At 64.8% G+C, this 19,967-nt stretch carries 14 protein-coding genes; 5 read left to right on the forward strand and 9 right to left on the reverse strand.

Annotated elements, in window-relative coordinates; translation table 11 throughout:
* Window positions 1-2 precede the first annotated feature (2 nt).
* From bhcC to dgcN, 6 genes are all read right to left on the reverse strand, one after another.
* Complete coding sequence (bhcC, locus tag F455_RS0116080; RefSeq protein WP_026293454.1) at window positions 3-1,169, reverse strand: 3-hydroxy-D-aspartate aldolase BhcC; 1,167 nt, start codon at window positions 1,167-1,169, stop codon at window positions 3-5.
* Complete coding sequence (locus tag F455_RS0116085; protein WP_026293455.1) at window positions 1,166-2,227, reverse strand: serine hydrolase domain-containing protein; 1,062 nt, start codon at window positions 2,225-2,227, stop codon at window positions 1,166-1,168. Before F455_RS0116085 ends, bhcC begins: the two co-directional genes overlap by 4 nt.
* Window positions 2,228-2,243: 16 nt before the next feature.
* The gene (locus tag F455_RS0116090; protein WP_342662062.1) at window positions 2,244-3,803 is read right to left on the reverse strand and encodes a serine hydrolase domain-containing protein; all 1,560 of its coding nucleotides are present in this window, start codon (window positions 3,801-3,803) and stop codon (window positions 2,244-2,246) included.
* Window positions 3,800-5,074, reverse strand: a complete 1,275-nt coding sequence (gene lysA, locus F455_RS0116095; RefSeq protein WP_018974344.1) for a diaminopimelate decarboxylase — start codon at window positions 5,072-5,074, stop codon at window positions 3,800-3,802. Before lysA ends, F455_RS0116090 begins: the two co-directional genes overlap by 4 nt.
* Before the next feature lie 64 nt (window positions 5,075-5,138).
* Window positions 5,139-6,125, reverse strand: coding sequence for an N-acetyl-D-Glu racemase DgcA (gene dgcA, locus F455_RS0116100; protein ID WP_018974345.1), 987 nt, complete (start codon window positions 6,123-6,125; stop codon window positions 5,139-5,141).
* Window positions 6,110-7,153 carry an N-acetyltransferase DgcN gene (dgcN, locus tag F455_RS0116105; RefSeq protein ID WP_018974346.1) on the reverse strand — a complete coding sequence of 348 codons (1,044 nt, stop codon included), beginning with the start codon at window positions 7,151-7,153 and terminating at the stop codon, window positions 6,110-6,112. Before dgcN ends, dgcA begins: the two co-directional genes overlap by 16 nt.
* Before the next feature lie 169 nt (window positions 7,154-7,322).
* Here dgcN and F455_RS0116110 point away from each other — a divergent pair, with 169 nt between their 5' ends.
* The 5 genes from F455_RS0116110 (at window position 7,323) to F455_RS0116130 (ending at window position 13,944) form a co-directional block, all read left to right on the forward strand.
* Window positions 7,323-8,225: a LysR family transcriptional regulator gene (locus tag F455_RS0116110; protein ID WP_018974347.1), complete on the forward strand. Its 903-nt coding sequence runs from the start codon at window positions 7,323-7,325 to the stop codon at window positions 8,223-8,225.
* Between the two features lie 161 nt (window positions 8,226-8,386).
* Complete coding sequence (gene ggt, locus F455_RS0116115) at window positions 8,387-10,255, forward strand: gamma-glutamyltransferase (protein WP_018974348.1); 1,869 nt, start codon at window positions 8,387-8,389, stop codon at window positions 10,253-10,255.
* 6 nt (window positions 10,256-10,261) lie between these two features.
* Window positions 10,262-11,467: a sodium/glutamate symporter gene (gene gltS, locus F455_RS0116120; protein ID WP_018974349.1), complete on the forward strand. Its 1,206-nt coding sequence runs from the start codon at window positions 10,262-10,264 to the stop codon at window positions 11,465-11,467.
* Window positions 11,467-12,720, forward strand: coding sequence for a D-amino acid dehydrogenase (locus F455_RS0116125; RefSeq protein ID WP_018974350.1), 1,254 nt, complete (start codon window positions 11,467-11,469; stop codon window positions 12,718-12,720). The genes gltS and F455_RS0116125 overlap by 1 nt, the downstream gene beginning before the upstream one ends.
* Before the next feature lie 3 nt (window positions 12,721-12,723).
* The gene (locus F455_RS0116130) at window positions 12,724-13,944 is read left to right on the forward strand and encodes a serine hydrolase domain-containing protein (protein ID WP_018974351.1); all 1,221 of its coding nucleotides are present in this window, start codon (window positions 12,724-12,726) and stop codon (window positions 13,942-13,944) included.
* 27 nt (window positions 13,945-13,971) lie between these two features.
* On the opposite strand, the gene F455_RS0116135 is transcribed toward F455_RS0116130, so the two are convergent.
* From F455_RS0116135 to F455_RS0116145, 3 genes are all read right to left on the reverse strand, one after another.
* A complete protein-coding gene (locus tag F455_RS0116135; protein ID WP_018974352.1) occupies window positions 13,972-14,835 on the reverse strand; it encodes a D-amino acid aminotransferase in 864 nt (287 codons plus the stop codon).
* A gap of 45 nt (window positions 14,836-14,880) precedes the next feature.
* On the reverse strand, window positions 14,881-16,425 hold the full coding sequence (locus tag F455_RS21165) for a tetratricopeptide repeat-containing sulfotransferase family protein (protein ID WP_018974353.1): 1,545 nt from the start codon (window positions 16,423-16,425) through the stop codon (window positions 14,881-14,883).
* 195 nt (window positions 16,426-16,620) lie between these two features.
* A complete protein-coding gene (locus tag F455_RS0116145) occupies window positions 16,621-19,743 on the reverse strand; it encodes a TonB-dependent receptor (RefSeq protein WP_018974354.1) in 3,123 nt (1,040 codons plus the stop codon).
* Window positions 19,744-19,967: the final 224 nt, after the last annotated feature.

The raw sequence follows: 19,967 nt of genomic DNA on the forward strand, positions 1-19,967 counted from the left end.
ACTCAACAGGCTTTACCGCGCGCCGACACCGGCCAGAGCACTTCGACCTTGCCGTGGCGCACGCCGACATACCAGTCGTGCAGGTTGCAGGTCGGATCGCAGTGACCGGGGATGAGCTTGAGTTTTTCGTTGATGCGCAGGACATCGTGCTTGTCTTCGATGATGCCGTGCTCGTCCGAAGCACTGATGTATTTCACGTCGTCGCGACCGTGGATCACGGGCAGGCCGCTGTCGAGCGACTGCACCTTGAGCCCCGCATCGCAGACGGCCTGACCGGGCTTGGCGTGGCTCATCACCGAGGTGAGGATGAACAGCGCGTTCTCCCATTCACCGCGGTCGATGCGATCTCCTAGCGAGTCCCTGATGCGCCCGTAGTCCGCATCCATGAAGGCGTAGCTGCCGCATTGCAGTTCGTTGTAAACCCCGGAATTCGATTCGAATGGGTACGAACCCGTGCCGCCGCCCGAGACGAGTTCGGGATCGAGGCCCGCCGCTTGTAGCGCGGCGACCGCGGCTTTCGTTACCGCAATGGCGGCGTCGAGTCTGGCCTTGCGATCGGCGAAGCTCTCCAGATGCTGCATGCTGCCCTGGTAGGCCTGGATGCCGGCGAACTTCAGGCCCGGTGCTGCGGTGACGGCCTGTGCTATCTCGACCGCAGCATCGGCCGTGCCGACACCGCAACGCCCCTGGCCGCAGTCGATCTCGACAAGGCATTGCAGCGTCGTGCCGTGTTTCTGCGCGGCCGCCGAAAGCTCGGCCACGTTCGCCGGATCGTCGATACAGACGCTGATGCGCGCGCCGTACTTCGGCAGGCGCGCGAGGCGATCGATCTTCAGCGCATCGCGCACCTCGTTCGAGACGAGGACGTCCTTGATGCCGCCGCGCGCAAACGCTTCGGCTTCGGAAACCTTCTGGCAGCAGACACCGACCGCGCCGCCCAGGCTTTCCTGCAGCTTCTGCACGTCCACCGACTTGTGCATCTTGCCGTGGCTGCGGTGGCGCATGCCGTGCGCCCTCGCGTATTCGCCCATCTTGCGGATGTTGCGCTCGAGCGCATCGAGGTCGAGGATCAGGCATGGCGTCTGGATGTCGGCCTCGGCCATGCCGGGCAGCGCGGGAATGTCGTAGCCGACTTCGAGGCCGGTGAAATCCATCGTTGCCGAGCTCATCGATCGAGGAACAACTGGCCTATCGTCAACGCCAACGGGTACGGCTGGAATTCGTTGCGATTGGTAAGGATGATGACGGCGACGTGCTGCTTCGGCCAGCGGATGATGACGTTGTTGAATCCGATGCTTTCGCCGGAGTGCCACACGGTGTCGCCGCTGAGACGCCAGCCGAAGCCGAAGTCGACGTCAGGATCGGCAATCGGTTCGGTCGGCGTGAACGCGAGCTTGCGCGACTCCGCGTTCAACAACTTGTCGGTATACAGCGCCGCGTCCCATTTGGCCAGATCGTCGACGGACGAGTAGATGCCCCCGTCGCCGCGCGTGGCACTGGTGACGCTCTGATCGGTGCGCGTCCATTTGCCGTCGGCTTCGGTATAGCCGTAGGCGCGGTTCGCCACCTCGGGGCCGCGGCCGTGCTCGTACATCAGCGTGTGCTCCATGCCGAGCGGCTGGAAGATGCGCTTCTTCATGAAGTCGGCGAGACCCACACCGGAGGTGCGTTCGACGACCAGGCCGAGCAGCACGAAAGCACCGTTACTGTAGCGATGCGCGCTGCCAGGTTCGAAATAGAGACGGTTCTGCGCCGCGATCATGCGCAGCACGTCGTGGTCGTCGATCTGCGCGGTGCGATCCGCCGGAATCAGATCCTCGTAATCGATCAGGCCGCTGGTATGGGTCAGCAGATTGCGCAGGGTGATCTTGCCGTCACTGGCCGGCAGTTCGGGCAACCATTTGCGCACGGGATCATCGAGCCGCAGCTTGCCGTCCTGTTTCAGCAAGAGGATGCTGGCGGCAGTGAATTGCTTGGATACCGAGGCGAGGCGGTAGTTGGTTTCGGGGCCGGCTTTGGTGTGCTCCTCGAGATTCGCGTAGCCGAAACCGCAGCGGACGACGGTCTTGCCGTCCTTGACGACGATCAGCGAAGCGCCGGCCACGTTGCCAGCGTAGCGGCTCATCATCGCGTCGATCCGGGCATCGTTCACCGGCGTTGCTGATTGCGCACGCACGCAGGCGAGCATGCCCACCAATGCGATCGTGGAGAAGACAAGCTTGCGCATCATGTATGCGGACTCCTTATTCGCAGCCGTGCTCACGCGTAAAGGCCAGATCCTCGAAGTCGGTGCTGAAGTCGGCGTCGGGATCGACCTTGGCCAGATGCAGCGTGCCGTCGGGTTTTTCCGGCAGACGCAGCCAGGCTTCGACATCGACCGCGTCGCTGTCCCAATGCACGAGATACTTGTCGCCGACACGCATGACCTGTCCGGCCATCCGCGGCGATTTCGCCGACGCAAAGCGTACCGCCCTGCCCTGGGCGCAGATGCGCGCCTCGCCGAACCACGGGTCGCGCCATACCCCCAGTTGCGCCTTCAGTTCCGCCACTGTCGCGGGTTTGCGCGAGGACGTGTCGGGGATATGCGAGGCGCGTTGCTGCTTGTCCGCCTGCTCCAGTTCGTCGGCATAGCTGGCCACACTGCGCGCTTTGTCCGGCGCGGTGAAATGCTTGGTCAGCGTCTCGATCAGCACGCTGCGTGCGTGGTCGGCATCGGCGTTGATGAGAACGACGAAACCGCTCTTGCGCATCGGCAGCAGCAACATCGCCGAGTACATGCCCGACAGCGTGCCGGTATGCGACACGGTCATCTGCCCATCGACATCAGCGATGCGCCAGCCGTAGCCATAGCCGTAGAACAGCGTGCCGTCCCAGTCGCGCTTGCGTTTGGAAATCGGCATCGGCGTATAGCTCGTCCATTCCCGGCGCCGCTGCTCCGGCGCCAGCCATTCGAGTTGCCGCGGCGTCGGCACCAGCCAGTTCTTTGCCCAGGTCAGCATGTCGTTCAGGCTGCAACGCACGCCGCCGGCAGAGTCCATCGTCTGTGCCTGCACGATGGGATCCTTCGCCGCTTCGAACACGTATCTGCCATCGCGCCAGACATTCCGATCAGCGACGTTGCCGATCTCATCGCGATTCCACGTGCCGATCCGGCAGCGCGTCATGCCCATCGGCTCGAAGATTTCGCGGCGCATCAGCTCGGGATACGCCGCGCCGCCGGCCGCGGCCGCGAGCTGGCCGGCGACGATATACAGCGTGTTGTCGTAGGCGTAACCCGAGCGGAAGCTGTAGGCCGGCTTGAGGTATTGCAGCCCGGCGACGACGTCGTCGGGCGTGAACTGGTTCGGCGTCGGCCACAGCATCAGGTCGCCCGCGCCTTCGGGCAGGCCACTGCGATGCACGAGCAGATCGCCGACCTGCATGTTCGCCGTCACCCACGGGTCGTGCATGCGGAACGACGGCAGGTATTTCGTGACCGGATCCTCCCAGCGCAGCTTGCCCTGCTGCACGAGCCGCGCGAGCAGCGTGGAGGTCATCGCCTTGGTGTTGGATGCGATCTGGAACAGCGTATCCGCATCCATCGGCTTGCCGGAGGCGAGATTGCCGACTGCGCGCGTGTAGACCACCTTGCCATCGTCGATGACGCCGACCGCGATGCCAGGCAGGTGATAGCGCGCGACCACGGCATCGACGATGCCGTCGACATCGGAATTCGAGTTCGTACTCGTCGCGGGCGCAGCAGCGGCGGCTGCGAAGAACGCGAACATCGACGCTGCCAAGATGGATTTGACGAAACTGTTCACGCGTTCTCCCACTCCTGCACCGACTGCTCGCCGGCGAGCATATCCTCGAAAGTCTGACGCCGTCGCACCACGGCATATCGGCCGCGGTCGAGCAGCACCTCGGCGGCGAGCGGCCGCGAATTGTAGTTCGACGCCATCGACGCGCCGTAGGCGCCGGTGGTTCGGATCATCAGCAGGTCGCCGGCTTCGCAGCGCGGCAGTTCACGATCGACGGCGAAGGCGTCGCCTGTCTCGCAGACCGGTCCGACGATATCGTAGGTTTGCGCGGGTCGCGGCTCCCGCGTCACCGGTACGATCTCATGCCAGGCATCGTACAGGCTCGGTCGCAGCAGTTCGGTCATGGCCGCGTCGGTCACGAGGAAACAGCGCTGCCGGCCCTGCTTCACGCGAATCACACGCGTCAGCAATGCCCCAGCCTCGGCCACGAGCCAGCGCCCCGGTTCGAGCAGGATGCGGCCATCGAAGCCGGTCAGCGCGTGACGAATGGCGGCGACATAGTCCTCGATCGCAATCGGCCGGTCGCGATCGGCGCGATAACACACGCCGAGACCGCCGCCGACATCGATGCTGTTGATCGCGTGACCGGCGCCAATGAGTTCCCGCCAGAAATCGGCCACGCGTTGCAGTGCGATGCGAATCGGATCGAGATCGAGCATCTGCGAACCGATATGCACGTGCAGACCGTCGAGACGCACATGCGTGAGCTGTGCACTGGCGGCGAACCAACGGCGCGCCTCGTCGATGCCGACGCCGAACTTGTTCTCCGATTTGCCGGTGGAAATCTTGGCGTGGGTCAGCGCGTCGACATCGGGATTGACGCGCACCGCGGCACGCGCGATCACGCCCCGCTCCGCCGCCAACCGCTGCAGAAGATGCAGTTCGTCCTCGGACTCCACATTGAAGCGGGCGACGCCGACGGCCAGCGCCTCGACGATTTCGTCGGCGCTCTTGCCGACGCCGGAAAACACGATGCGTTGCGCCGGAATGCCGGCGCGCAGGCTACGCCGCATTTCGCCAGCCGAAACGATGTCGGCGCCGAACCCGGCTTGCGCCATCAACTGCAGGATCGCGACGTTGCTGTTGGCTTTGGCTGCGTAGCAGACCAGCGCATCGAGCCCGCGCAGGGCGGTCTGCAATGCGCCGATGCGTTGCCGGATCGACGATGCGGAATAGACATGGCACGGCGTTCCAAGCTTTTGCGCCAAGCTCGGCAGGTCGACGCCGTCCCAGCAGACGTCGATGGCGCGTGGGGATTCGATGGTGGTCGACATACGGGTCATGATCGGTTCGACAATGCCTCGTTGACGCCCTGAGTCGCGACGTCGCGGCTCACGTTCATCCGCCCCAGAAACCGGGCGAAGTTGGCATCAGCATGCCTCCCTGCAGGCGGACGCCATCGGGATAATCGTTCGCGAGCCAGAGCGGCCCGTCGAGGTCGATGAATTCTGCTTCGCGCGCGATTTCCAGCGCCGGCGCAATGCCCAGCGACGAGCAGACCATGCAGCCGACCATGACGATGAAACCTTCGGCGCGTGCCGCGCGCAGCAAGCGCCAGGCTTCGGTCAGGCCGCCGGTCTTGTCGAGCTTGATGTTGATCGCCTGATAGCGGCCGAGCAACGAGGACAGGTCCGACGAGGTGTGGCAGGACTCGTCGGCACAGATTGGAATGCGGCTGACAAAACCCCGTAGCGCTTCGTCCGCATCGGCCGGCAGCGGCTGTTCGAGCAGGTCGACTTTGAGGCGCACCAGCGCGTCTTGCGTCTCGCGCAGAATGTCGATCGTCCAGCTTTCGTTCGGATCGACGATGAGCCGCGCTGCGGGCGCCGCGCTGCGCACCGCTTCGATGCGCGCGATCGGATCCTCGGCATCGACCTTGATCTTGATCAGTCCGGCATCGGCGATACTCGCCGCTGCCTTCGCCATCGCCTGCGGCGTATCGATGACGACCGTTATCGCGGTCTCGAGCGGTCGATGCGGCGGCCGCGCCAGTTGACTATGCACAGGCACGCGCGTGAGCGTCGACTCGAGATCCCACAGCGCCGCGTCGAGCGCATTGCGTGCGGCACCGGCGCCGAGTCGCGCCTGCAATTCGTCGCGGCCCATGCCCGCGGCAAGCTCGTCGCGCAGTGACTCGACTTGCGCGATCACCGCAGCAACCGATTCGCCATAGCGCGCATACGGAACCGATTCGCCGCGACCGACGCAGCCGGCCTGTTCGAGCTCGACCGTGACCACGTCCGCCGCGGTCTTCACGCCGCGCGAAATGCCGAACGGCGAGTGCAGCGGAAAGCTGCGCGGCTGGACGCTCAGCCTGCGCAGCATGAAAGCAGATGGTCGACGATCGCTTCTACGCCCATGCTGACCGGGTCCTGGCACGGCAGGCCGAGCCGGTCGCCGATTTCTCGACACATCGCGGCGGCTTCCGCGGCGCGAAGATTGGACGTGTTGAGCGCGACGCCGACGGCCTTGACCGCAGGATTGGTCAGGCGCGCGGCGGTGAGGTTCGCTTCCAGGCAAAGCTTGAGTTCGGGAATCGGATAGTGCGGCAGCCCGCGCATGTGCTTGCGCGTGGGTTCGTGGCAGAGCACGAGCGCATCGGCTTGCGCGCCATGCAGCAGGCCGAGCGACACGCCGGCATACGAGGGATGGAACAGCGAGCCCTGGCCCTCGATCAGATCCCAACCGCCGTCGTCGCGCGCCGGCGAAATCTGCTCGACCGAGCCGGAGATGAAATCGGCAATCACGGCATCGACCGGCACGCCGTCGCCAGCGATGAAAATCCCGGTCTGCCCGGTCGCGCGGAAATCCGCGACAAGGCCGCGCTTGTGCAGGCTGCGCTCGAGCGCGAGCGCGGTATACATTTTCCCGACCGAACAATCCGTACCGACCGTCAGCAGGCGGCGGCCGGCGCGCTTCCTGCCGTTGCCGACGGGGATGCGGCCCTTCGGTTCGCGCGCATCGAACAGCACGCGGCCATTGCGCTCGGCCGCGGCGACGATGTCCGCGTTGTCGCGCAACTTCTCGTGCAGGCCGGCAATCACGTTGAGGCCGGCGTCGAGTGCGGCGATGATGTCGGCGACGGTTTCCTTCGCCATCACGCCACCCGCGTTGGCGGTACCGACCACCATCGTGTTCGCGCCGGCGGCCCTGGCCTGCGCCGGCGTCATGTCGGGCAGATCGAGCGTCTGGTTGCAGTCTGCACGCCGGTTCTGTCCGATGCACCAATCGGGCCGCCAATACGCCAATCCGCGCGCGGTCTTGATGGCCAGATCGTCGGCCCGACCACCCAGATACAGCAGGTACGGCGGTCCCCAACGGTTGCTGCCGGTCGCTTCGCCGTGGCTGCTCATGAAATCCGCACTCCTGCCTGAATCCGTCCATCGAAAGGTTCGAGGAGCATAACCAGCGGCCAGCGTCGGCCACCAATGAAAAGACCGGTACGTGGCATAACTTTGGGTTGTGGTTATCCTAGTTCGGCGCCACCAGCCCCACCGGACAAACAGACGGATCGAAATCCTCATGCACCTGCGCTACATCGAACTCTTTCATGCCGTGCTGACCACCGGCAGCATCACTGCCGCGGCGAAGCTGCTGAATATCTCGCAGCCGGCGGCGAGCAAAGCGTTGCAGCACGCCGAGGACCGGCTCGGCTTCGCCCTGTTCAGCCGTGTGCGCGGGCGCCTGCAGGCGACGCCGCAGGCGCTGCTGATGCGCGACCGCATCGAGAAGATCATCCAGGACGTGCACGATCTGGAACGCCTGACCAAGAACATGGGTCAGCCGGGCAATTGCCCGCTGCGCGTCACCTGCACGCCGACGCTGGCGCTGACTCTGCTTGCCGGCGCGACGACGCTGCTGCGCAAGGCCATTCCCGATGTGATGGCCGAACTGTCCACGCAGCACTCGGCAGCGATGTGCGAATCGCTGACCCTGCGCGACACCGACATCGGCCTCACCTTGCAGGACACCGGCCATCAAAACCTGCGCCAGCGCGTGCTCTGCCGTGGCCAGGTCATGGTAATCGCGCCGCCGGGCTGGTGGCCGGAGAAGGAGTTGACGCAACCGCTGCCGATCGAGGCGCTGGCCAACCAGCCGATGATCGGCATCACCGTGCGCGACGCGCTGGGCCGCGCGCTGCACGGCCATCTCGCCCAGGTTTCTCCTGCGCCGCGCATCGCGGTCTCGGTACAGACGTACCAGTTGGCGCATGCGCTCGTCGCCAAGGGCGAGGGCCTCGCGGTGGTCGATCCGTTCACGGCCCGCTGCGGCGACGCGAACAGCGTGCAGATGCGTCCGCTGAAACCGCATCTCGAAGTCGTGCTGTATGCGATGCATCGGCCCGACAATCCGCTCGATCCGGTGCAGAAGCGATTCCTCGATCTGGTGCGGCAACTGGCGCAGAAGATGCTCGCGCAGCGCTAGCCGCGAAACGCAGCTGCGGCTCGGCATCGTCGACGACGATTCTCGGCAGTTGAGAACGTCGAAGCCCCGCCCATCCAGGCCGCCCACAACCTCCGGTTATGCAAAGCCACGACCTTTTCATTGGTGGCTCGCTACCGCCGCACCTATGCTTTGCCCGCGCGATGCGATTGCATTTGCCGGACGACTGCAGCAACTTCCACGGCACATCCCTTGCTCGTCCCGCCACCGCGCTGTTTGAGGCGCGTTCGTCCATGGAAAAGTCCGATACTGGCAATACCCGCTGGAGCAAGAACATGAGCAAGCGCATCGCGCCGCACTCGCGCACGAAATTCCCCGGCCCATCGTGGCCGCATCGATTCGCCTTGGCCGCGGGCCTCATTGCGCTCACGGCAACGGCGTTCGCCCGGGATGCGGGAACGACGACGAAGACAGCGGCGATCGCGAGCGCGAACGCGCACGCCACCGAAGCCGGCTTCAGCGTGCTCGCCGAAGGCGGCAACGCGGTCGACGCGGCGGTGGCTGTCGCCACGTCACTATCGGTGGTGCAGCCGGAAGCGTCCGGCATCGGCGGCGGCTTCCTCGCGCTGATCCACGACGCGGCGAGTGGCAAGGACACGTTCATCGACTCGCGCGAGATGGCACCGGCGGCGGTGAAATCCGCCGACTATCTCAACGCGGACGGCACGCCCAATCGCGACACCTCGCTCAACGGTCCGTTGGCTGCAGGCATTCCCGGATCGCCCGCCGGTCTTGCCTACATCGCGCAGAAGTTCGGCAAGCTGCCGCTGACGAAATCGGTGCAGCCCGCGATTATGCTGGCGGAAAAAGGCTTCCATCCGAGCGAGGCGATGGCACGATCGATCGCCTACCGCGCCGACGTATTGCATCGCTACGCCGCGTCGACGGCCAAGTTCTTCCCGAACGGCAAGGCGCCGACGACGAACGACCTCTTCCGCGACGAGGCGCAGGCACGCACGTTGAAAGCATTCGCGGAAAAAGGCGCCGACGGTTTCTACAAGGGCGAAGTCGCCGAGGAAATGGTCGCGGCGGTGAAGGCGGCCGGCGGCACGTGGACGACGGCCGACCTCGCGAGCTACCGGACCCGGGAACGCGCGCCGATCGAGCTGACCTACAACGGCTACAGAATCATCACCGCACCACCGGTGTCGTCGGGCGGCGTCGTCGTCGGCGAAGTGCTGAACATCCTCGCCGGCATCGATTTGAAGAGCCTCGATCAAGCGCATCGCATCCATTACGAAGTCGAAGCGATGCGTCGTGCGTATCGCGACCACAACGAATATCTCGGCGATCCGGATTTCGTGAAGATGCCGATGGACATGCTGCTCTCGCCCTACTACGCGGACGGACTGCGCCAGAGCATCCTGCCCGAGCAGGCGACGAAATCCGAATGGCTGCCGGCGGTGCACGCCAAGGAGCCGGGCATGCACACCACGCATTTCTCGATCATCGACAAGGACGGCAACATGGTGTCGATGACCTGCACGGTCAACACCACGCTCGGCTCTGCCTTCGTCGCCGGCAAGAGCGGCGTGCTGCTCAACAACGAGATGGACGACTTCGCCCTGGTCGCCGGCCAGCCGAATGCGTTCGGCCTGATCGGCGGCGAAGCCAACGCGCCGGTCGCGGGCAAGCGCATGCTCTCGTCGATGACGCCGAGCATCATCATCGGCAAAGATCGCCTCGCCGTCATCGGCTCGCCCGGCGGCTCGACGATCATGACTCAGGTGCTCGAAGGCATGCTCGCGTTCATGGACGGCAAGAGCGCGTCCGAGATCACCGCGCAGAAGCGCTTCCATCACCAATACCTGCCCGACACGGTCGAGATCGAACCGGGCAGCCTGCCCGCGGACGTGGTCGCAAAGCTCAAAGCGATGGGCCACGACGTGCGCGAGCGCGAGCCGTGGGGCAATATGAATGTCGTGGTCTGGGACAAGACGACGAACACGAAGACGGCGGCGAGCGATCCGCGCAGCAAGAGCGGCCTCGGCAAAGTCCAAGCGATGCGCTGACAGCGCGTGCTGACCCTCGATCCGATCCAGACCCTTGCGGCCGGCGGCCTCTGCCTGCTCGCCGGCTACGCCATCCGGCGGCGCTTGCCGCTGCTGGCGCGGTTCAACATTCCTGCCGCGGTGATCGGCGGCCTGGTCGTCGCGCTCGCGTTGCTGTTGTGCCGGCATTGGGATGTCGTGCCGGTGCAGTTCGATGCGTCGCTGTCGAAGCCATTGATGATCGCGTTCTTCGCCAGCGTCGGCTTCAACGCGAGCGTGAAACTGCTCCGGGTCAGCGGCCCGCAAGTCGCGCTGTTGCTCACTCTGGCGACGTTTCTCGCCATCGTGCAGGATCTCATCGGCATCGGCGTGGCCAAGGCATTCGGCCTGCATCCGTTATTCGGCATCGCCGCCGGATCGTCGACGCTCGCCGGCGGACCGGCCACCGGGCTCGCGTTCGCACCGCTGCTCGAACAGGCCGGCCTCGCCGGCGCGGCGAGCATCGCGATGGCCTCGGCGATGGCCGGCATCGTGCTGGGCTCGATCCTCGGCGCACCGCTGGCGACGATGCTGATCGAGCGCCACCGGCTCGTGCGCGAATCCTCCGAGGTCGATGCGTCCAGCGCACAGATTATCTCCGCAACGACGGTGGATGGCGGCAGCGAAACGGAGCGGATCCAGCGCACGCTCAAGCACATCGTCCTGCTTCTGGTCGCGATGGGCGTGGGCGCATGGATCAGCGACGGCGTGCACGCGCTCGGCGTGACCCTGCCGAGCTACACCGGCGCGATGCTCGTCGGCGCGCTGATTCGCAACCTCGACGATGGGTTCGGCTGGTTCCGTTTGTCGATGCCGAGCATCGAAGGCATCGGCAGCATCTGCCTCTCGTTGTTCATCTCGGTTGCGCTGATGGACCTGCACCTGTGGGAACTCGCCGGCATGGCCACGCCGCTGCTCGTCGATCTCGCCTTGCAGACGATCATCGTCGTCGCGTTCTGCTGCTGGCCGCTGTTGCGCCTGATGGGTCGCGACTACGACGCGGCCGTCATCACCGGCGGCTTCGCCGGCTTCATGCTCGGCATCACCGCCAACGCGATGGCGGTGATGGACTCGCTGGTCGAACGCTTCGGGCCCGCACCGCGTGCCTTCCTCGTCGCGCCGCTGGTCGGCGCGTTCCTGATCGACTTCACCAATGCCATCGTGATCACGTTCTTCATCAACGGCTGGAAGTGATGCGCGTGCTCGTCGCGGGCAGTGGCGTCATCGGCGTGAGCAGCGCTTGGTATCTGACGCGCGCCGGTTTCGAAGTGACCGTCGTGGAGCGCCAGCCCGCGCCCGCGCACGAGACCAGCTTCGCCAACGCCGGCCAGATCTCGCCGGGTTACGCCTCGCCCTGGGCCGCGCCCGGCGTGCCATTGAAAGCAATGAAGTGGCTGTTCTCCAAGGATGCGCCGCTGGTGATCCAGCCGGGCCTGGATCCGCGTCAATACCTGTGGCTGCTGCAAATGCTGCGCAATTGCACGACGCAGCGTTACGCGATCAACAAGGCACGCATGCTGCGCCTGGCCGAATACAGCCGCGATTGCCTCGACGAGTTGCGTGCGGAAACCGGCATAACCTACGAAGGCCAGCAACTCGGCACCACGCAGTTGTTCCGCACGCAAGCGCAGCTCGACGATGCAAACAGGGATATTGCGGTGCTCGAGCAATATGGCGTGCCATACGAAGTACTCGATCGCGCCGGTATCGTGAAGGTGGAGCCGGCGCTGGCCGGCGTGGTCGACCGCCTGGCAGGCGCACTGCGCCTGCCGCGCGACCAGACCGGCGATTGCGCGCTGTTCACGCAGCGGCTGGCCGAGCGTGCGCAAGCGGCAGGCGTGGAGTTCCGCTACAACGCCACGGTCGAAGCGCTCGAAGCGTCGGCAACCCGAATTACCGGCATACGCATCGATGGCAAAACCGAGAAGGCCGATCGCTACGTGCTCGCGCTCGGCAGTTACACGCCGCAACTACTTGCCGCGGTCGGTGTCCGCCTGCCGGTCTACCCGCTGAAAGGTTATTCGCTGACGCTGCCGATCACCGATCCGGCGATGGCGCCCGCATCGACCGTGCTCGATGAAAACCACAAGGTCGCCGTGACCCGGCTCGAGCAACGCATCCGTATCGGCGGCATCGCCGAAGTGTGCGGCTACAACCTGTCGCTGCCGCCGCGGCGCCGCGCGACACTGGAAAAAGTCGTCGCCGATTTGTACCCGCACGGAGGCGATCTGACCCGAGCCGAATTCTGGACGGGCTTGCGCCCGGCGACGCCGGACGGCACGCCGGTGGTCGGTGCTGCCGGCTTCGACAACTTGTATCTCAACACCGGCCACGGCACGCTCGGCTGGACGATGGCCTGCGGATCGGGACGCTATCTCGCCGATCTGATCGCCGGCGCGACGCCGCAGATCAGCAGCGAAGGGCTGGATATTTCCCGCTATGGCTGAACCATGAACATCGGACGCGTGCTGTCGATCTGTGGCCTATCCTGCCTGCTGCTCGCCGCCGGCGCGGCCCGCGCGGACGGCCCTGTTGCCACGGTGCGCGTCGCCTTCGATCGCGACGGCATCACTTCCGTGCGGACCGAGGGCTTCGCCGACAAGGACGCCGCGCGCGCGATCACCGCCAACGACCCTGTGCGCGTCGCCTCGATTTCCAAGCTGGTCACCATGATCGGCGTGATGCGTCTGGTCGAGATCGGCAAACTCGAACTGGACGCCGATGTTTCCAGGTATCTGGGATTCAAGCTGCGCAATCCCGCGTTTCCGGATGCGCCGATCAGCTTGCGCATGCTCGTGTCGCACCGCTCCAGCCTCAGCGATGCCGCGGGCTACTGGCAGACGCCGCTCGACGGCCGCCTGCACGACACGCTGGCCAATCCTCGCGCGTGGGACGGCGAGCACGCGCCGGGTACCTTTTTCCGCTACACCAACCTTAATTTTCCGGTCGTGGCGCAAACGATGGAGCGCGTCACCGGCGAGCGCTTCGATCGCCTCATGCAACGCCTCGTGCTCAAGCCGCTCGGCACCGACGCCTGTTTCGGCTGGGCCGCCTGCGACGAGGCGACCGTCGCGCGCGCAGTGACGCTATACGACGCCGGCGGCAAACCGCTCGTGGACGACAATCACGGCCGCAGGCCGGACTGCACGGTGCGGCCTGCGCGCGATGGCAGTTGCGACTTGTCGCGCTATCGCCCGGGCGACAACGGCGCGCTGTTCGGGCCGCAGGGCGGCCTGCGCATTTCCGGCGTCGATCTCGCGCGCATCGGCATGATGCTGCTCGGCGACGGCACGCTCGCCCTCAACGGCGCACGGCTGCTGACGCGCGAATCCGCGCGCGCGATGGCCAAGCCGCTATGGCAATACGACGGCCGCAACGGGCTGACCTTCGAGGAGGATAGCGACGACCATCAGCCGGGGTTCTTCTGCCGCTGGGGCATGGGCATGCAGATTCTCGCCACGCATGCCGAGGGTTGCCGCGAGGATCCGTTTGGCGACGGTGTTGCGCGCATCGGCCATTCCGGCACCGCCTATGGCGTACAGGCGGGCATTTGGCTGGATCGCGAGCGCGGCAGCGGCGTCGTGTGGTTCGCGACGGGCATGCCCGAAGAACGAACGGGCGGACGCTCGGCGTTCAGCGCACTCGAAGAAAAGCTCGCGAGCGGAAAGTGATCCGCCGACATCGATCGCGATTGCGGATCAATCGGCTTCGCGTTGCTTGAGCGCCTGGAACTCGTCGAACAGGCGGCGCCAGAGCGGACCGGGCTCGCCCTCACCCACTGCTTGGCTGTCGAGCGAGGTGACCGGCAAGGCCTCGCGCGTCGAACTCGCGATCCAGATTTCATCGGCCGTGAGCAGTTCGTCGCGGCGCACTTCGCGCACCTCAAGCGGCAGCTTCAGCGCATCGAGCACGTCGGCGACGACGAGGCGCGTGATGCTCGGCAAGCGCTCGTGGCTCGCGGGCGGCGTAGCGACGCGTCCGTCCCTGACCACGAACACGGCGCTCGAACTGCCTTCGGCGAGGCGCTCGCCGCGCACAAGGATCGCCTCGTCGGCACCGCGCCGCCTGGCTTCGATCTTCAGCATCACCGGACCGACCAAAGCGACGGACTTGATGTCGCAACGCTGCCAGCGGATGTCTTCGAGCGTGGCTGCCGAGATACCGCGCTGAAGCAGTTCGGGTTTCGGCGGCGCGAGCCGAAAGCAGAAACCGAACACCGTCGGCTGCATGCCCCGCTCGGGCAGGAAATCGCGCCCCTTGCCGGCACCGCGCGAGATTTCGAGATAGATGCCCATGTCACCGCCGCCATTGGCGTCGATCAGCTCATGCACGAGTTCGGTCCAGCGCGCATGCGAATGCGGATTGGCTATTTCGAGCGCGGCCAGGCCGTCCTGCAAACGATCGAAGTGCGCGTCGAGTCGGAACGGTCTGCCGGCATATACCGGCACGACTTCGTAGATGCCGTCGCCGAACAGGAAGCCGCGATCGAGTGGCGAGATGCGCGCATCGATCAGCGGAACAATGACGCCGTTGAGCAGGGAATTGGGGAGTGCGTCGGCCATGTCGGTGCTACGGTTCCGGAGAATCGATGAAATCGGGATTTGCGTTCATTCCAGCGCGACCCCAGCGGCCTGCAGGCGTCTGCGCAACGGATCGAGCTTGTCACCGTAGCGCGCGCTGCGCGCAGTGTCGCGGCGCAACGGCTGGCGCACCTGCGCGGCGCTCGGGGCGCTGAGCACGGCGCGTTCGGTCTTGTGGAATTCGAGACAGGCGCGGTCGAACGGCAGGTCGCAGAAATCGAGCAGGCGGCGAATCTCGGCGTCCGGATCGGCCTGCAGGTTTTCGTACTCGAGATCAAGCACACGGTCGGGATACTGCTCGTGCCAGAAGCGCGTGAGGCGCAGGAAGTCGATGCAGTAGTCGGCCAACTCATCGAGATCGCAGGCAAACGCGCTGCGTTCGCTGAAAAGTTGGCGGAAGCACGCCAGGCAGGTCTCCACCGGATCGCGCCGGATGATCACCACACGCGCCGCCGGCAGCATCGCCAATGCCGGCCCGACGAGGTACCAGCTCAGCAGGCTCTTGTCGGTGAAGCGTGGCTTGGTTTCGCGCCAACGCGCGGTGCGCGCGAGGTATTCGCGACCGAGACGCTGCCAGTCCTGCGCCGTGGCATCGGCTGCCCAAAGCGGATAGGCCGAATTGCGACGCCGGGTTTCCGCATCGATGATTTCAGTAAGGTCCTTGATCTCGTTGGCGCCTTCGACCTGCGGATGCGAAGCGAGGATCTGTTCGACCAGGGTCGAACCGGAACGCGGAATGCTGACGATGAAGATGACCTCGCCGCCAAGCCGCTCGTCCAGCGGTGAGGGTGTTCCACTGGCGAACACGCGCTGGATCTCGTCCACGCGCTTGCGTTCACCCGCCGCATCCCACTTCACGCGCCGGCGCCGTGACGCGTTGGCGGTGCGGAACGCCTCGAAGGCTTGCGCATAATCGCCGCGACTTTCCAAGGCCTTCGCGTAGGTGAAGCCGAGCAATTCGCGGTCGCGTGGCGACAGGTTCGGGCGCGCCAAGGCGCTCTGCAGGGATGCGGCATCCGCGGCATCGAAGCGCAGCGTGTTGAGATTCGACAGGCCGAACCATCCTTCGGCGTTGCCGGGGTCGCGACGCAGCACTTCGCGAAAACCCGCGATCGCGGCATCGACCTCGCCGAGGCTCGCCTGCGCCTTGGCCAACGACAGTCGCGCGGAAACATGCGCAGGATCGAGTTCGAGCGCGCGGCGCAACGCGGCGACCGCATCGATGGTATGCACCTGCTGCACCAGCGCCTCGCCGAGATTGAACCAGGCCGATGCGGAACGCGGCGCGAGCTCGCAGGCATGGCGCAGATGCTTCACCGCATCGGTGGTTTCGCCGTGTTCGTGCAGCGCGATCCCGAGGCAGACGTGGATGTCGGCGTCGTCGGGATGCGCGGCCAGCACGCGCCGGAAGCAATCGATCGCGCGCGCGTGATCACCGAGGCGCTGCACCGCCATACCGAGCAGGCGCGTGGCGCTCAAATCGTTCGGCGCCAGCGCGAGCACGTTCGACAACGAGTGCTCGGCGGCGGCGAAGTCGCGGCGCTCCCATTCCTCGCGTGCGCGCGCGAACATGCGCGCTGCCGTGCGCGAAAGCGGAGGTTGTGATGTTTCCTGTGCAGGTCGTTCTGGCTGAAGCGTCATGTCATTGCCGGCTGCCAATGCCTGTCACGCGAAGGGACAGGCTGCGATGCAGGCTACACAAGACACCCGAAGCGCGCAAAAAAATGCCGGGCAGATCCCTGCCCGGCGCTGGAGAACTCGCACACTTCAGAAGTCGTAGGCCACGGAGAAGCGGACATAACGGGGCGCTGTCGAATCGAGGATCCTGCCATAGTCGACCCTCGGATTGGACGTTGAACGGAAACTGTCGCCGTAGTACAGCGCCACCTGGTTGTTGAACACGTTGAAGATGCCCAGGTTGAAGTCGAGCTTGTGATCGGCCCAGTCCGGCCGGTAGTCCACGCTGAGATTGAGCTGATGATTCCACGGCAGACGGCCGAGCGAACCCGGCGGCACCGGCTTGCCGCCGCACCAGTAATAGGTGCTGGAACCGTGCAAGGCAACTTGATCGACGCCGTAACGGCCACGGCACATGCGCGGCGAGCCGGAGGCGATGTACAGGTTGCCGCCGAGCGTCCATTCCGAAGTGAGCGCATACGCGCCGAAGACCTTGAGCTGGTGCTTGCGGTCGTTCGGCTGGACACCATTGGAGTGCTCCATTCTTTCCGGGAAATCCCAAGCGGTGGTAATCGATTCGTAGGACCCGCCCTGCGCGGAATACGTGCTCACCGGCCCTTCCGTGTTGCCCCAGGTGCGCGAGAACACGTAGTCGATCTTGGCGAACCATTTGCTGTCCCAGGCGTGTTCCAGCGACAGGTCGATCGAGTAGTAGCGGCGCTTCGGGCCTTCGATGAAGCCCTGGTCCGCCTTGGTGAACTTCACCGGCACGAGGCTGCCGTCCGGCGACTTCATCAACAGATTGTTGGTTTCGCCCGGATTGACCAGAACCAGGCTCTGCGCGTATTGGTCGCAGTCGGCCGGCGTCATCCAGGCATAGCCCTGCGCGCGCCCGGCCGCGCATTCATTCTGGATGGCGTCGTAGTCGTCGATGATGCGGTTCATGCGCTGGTACGTACCTGTCGCACCGAATGTCCAGTTCGTGCCAAGCATGTCGAACTGCTGCTGCATGCCGAAGACGAAGTTGTCGGAAAACTCGGCCTTGATGTTCTGCGCGGCGGAGATGCGTGGGTCCTTGGCCTGGCCGTATTCGCTGTCGATCGACACGCCCGTCGTCGGATTCTGCGGCAGCGGCGTGAATCCGATCGGTTCGCCGGTGGTCGGATTGACGCCGGTGTAGGTGCCGTAAACGCCGGCGTTCGTCACCGGTGCGGCGATCGACAGCGCTACATTCGCCGGCAGCGCCAGATAGTAACGGCCGGCATTGCCGAATACTTTCAAACTGGAATCGCCGTGCACGTCCCAGCTGAAGCCGATGCGCGGCGCCCATTGCGGCTTGGTCTCACGGATATATGCCTCGCCTGACGCATCGTAGTTCACGAACGCGTCGTCGCGCAGGCCGAGGTTCAGCAACAGATTCGGCGTCACCTGCCAGTTGTCCATAATGTATGCGGCACGCTGCGAGACGCGCACCGAGGCGGCCGAAATGTCGACGTGTTTTTGCACGTAGTAGCAATGCACCTTGCCGGTGGAGTCGGGATGGCATTGCGTCGACGGTGCGACATACGGCGGCACGCTGGGATCGACGCCGAATACCGGCTGACCGGGGGTGCTTGTGCCGTAGATCCATTGATAGCCGGTTCCCGGGTTCACCGAGCCGTCGTTCAGATCCTGGGAATTGATGTTGTCGATGCCGAGCTGGAAGTCGTGATCGCCCCGCTTCCAGTCCACACTCAAACGATAATTCGTCACCGTTTCGCGATGATTGGGATCTGCGATCGACGAATTGCTCTGCGAGTTGATGATGCCGCCGGGCGGAACGAACGCGGGATCCTGGTTGGATGCGCTGGCGACGTGCGGCAACGACGGATTGAAGCCGGGATAGGCAGGTTGCTGCGTGTAGTACTCGCCGTGCATCTTGCCGAACGTCGCGTTCAGGGTCAGGTTGTCGGTGAGGTAGGATGTGTAATTCGCCACCCACATGCGGAACGCGGTCTTGTTGGTCTGGTCGAGGCCGGTAAAATCGCCGCGCTGCTGGGTGGCATAGTCGAAGTCGTAGATCGTTCCCCAGGTCTTGTGCTCGTTCTGCAGGCCGGTGAGGCTGAAGACGTTGGCATCGTTGATGTTCCAGTTGACCTTGGCGTAGACCTTCGGATCGTGCACGGTCACGTCTTCGCTGTTGGCGCTGCTGAAGGCTCCGGTGGTCCGATAATGGGTGTTGTCCTGTTCGACACCAAGAAAGAAGAACAACCTGTCCTGGATGATCGGACCGCTGACATAGGCGTCGTAGATCGTTTCGCTGTGATTGTTGTTCTTGCGGAAGACAGCTATATCGCCGGGCCTGCTACCCTGCTCCGTGATCAGCGGGTTGGCGTAGTAATAATTGATCGGATCGTCGCGCAGGCTACCCGGCTGCCACAGCGCGCGTGCGCCGAAATGCCAATCGTTGGAACCGCTCTTGCCGATCTGGTTGATCACGCCGCCGATCGAGCGGCCATAGCGAGCGTCATAGCCGCTGATGGAAGTCTGCTGCTGCTCGATGGCGCCGTAGGGCAGCGAGACGCCACCCATGTTGTTGAGCAGCTCCGTGGTGTTCATGCCGTCCACGTAGTAGGCATTCTCGGCCGCGGAGGCTCCGCCGAACACCAATGTCCCGGTACCCAGCGGGCCGGTGCCCAATTCGGCCGAAGCCATGTTGACGCCCGGCGCGAGCATGGCGACGTCCTCGGCGCTGCGCGCGATCGGCAACTGCTGCAACTGCTTCGCCGTGATCGTCGTCACCTGGTTGGTGGTGGACACGTCGATCGTCGCCGCCTGCCCCGTGACCTTGATCGTATTGAGGGTCTCGGCCGACGTGGCCGCTGCCTTCGTCACGAAGTCCACCGCGACCGCACCCGCCGCCACCGGGCTGACATCCTTGCGCGAGTCTACGACCTTGCCGTCGCGCAGCAGCGTAACGGTGTAGCTGCCGACCGGCAGTGTGACCGAGTACTTGCCGTTCGCATCCACCTCCACGGTGCGATTGAAACCCGCACCGCCGGTGATCTGGATCGTTTCGCCGGCCGCCACCGGAACCGTGCCGTAGATGGTGCCGTTGGTCGCCTGCGCCCACACCGTATTGGCGAGGCTGAAAGTGACCGCTCCGATGGCGAGTGCCAGCGCCTTGCGCCGGAAGATGTTCTTGCGATGCAACGTACGCGACTTGCCCTTCATGATTCTTACTCCCCAATCGTGGGAACTCAGGTAATGTTGTCTCGACGCAGCGATCGCTTGCTGCCGCATCTTGTTGTCGGCATTCCGCGCAGCCCCATGGTCATGACCACTGACCAGCCGCATTGCGCGGTACGCGTTCGAGCATACTTATCCCGCCGTGGCAACCACCAATGAAAAGACCAGCACCCCGCATAGCTGTGGGTTATGGTTTTTGCAGACCGCCG

It is taken from the genome of Rudaea cellulosilytica DSM 22992, assembly GCF_000378125.1.
GTDB classification, from domain to species: domain Bacteria; phylum Pseudomonadota; class Gammaproteobacteria; order Xanthomonadales; family Rhodanobacteraceae; genus Rudaea; species Rudaea cellulosilytica.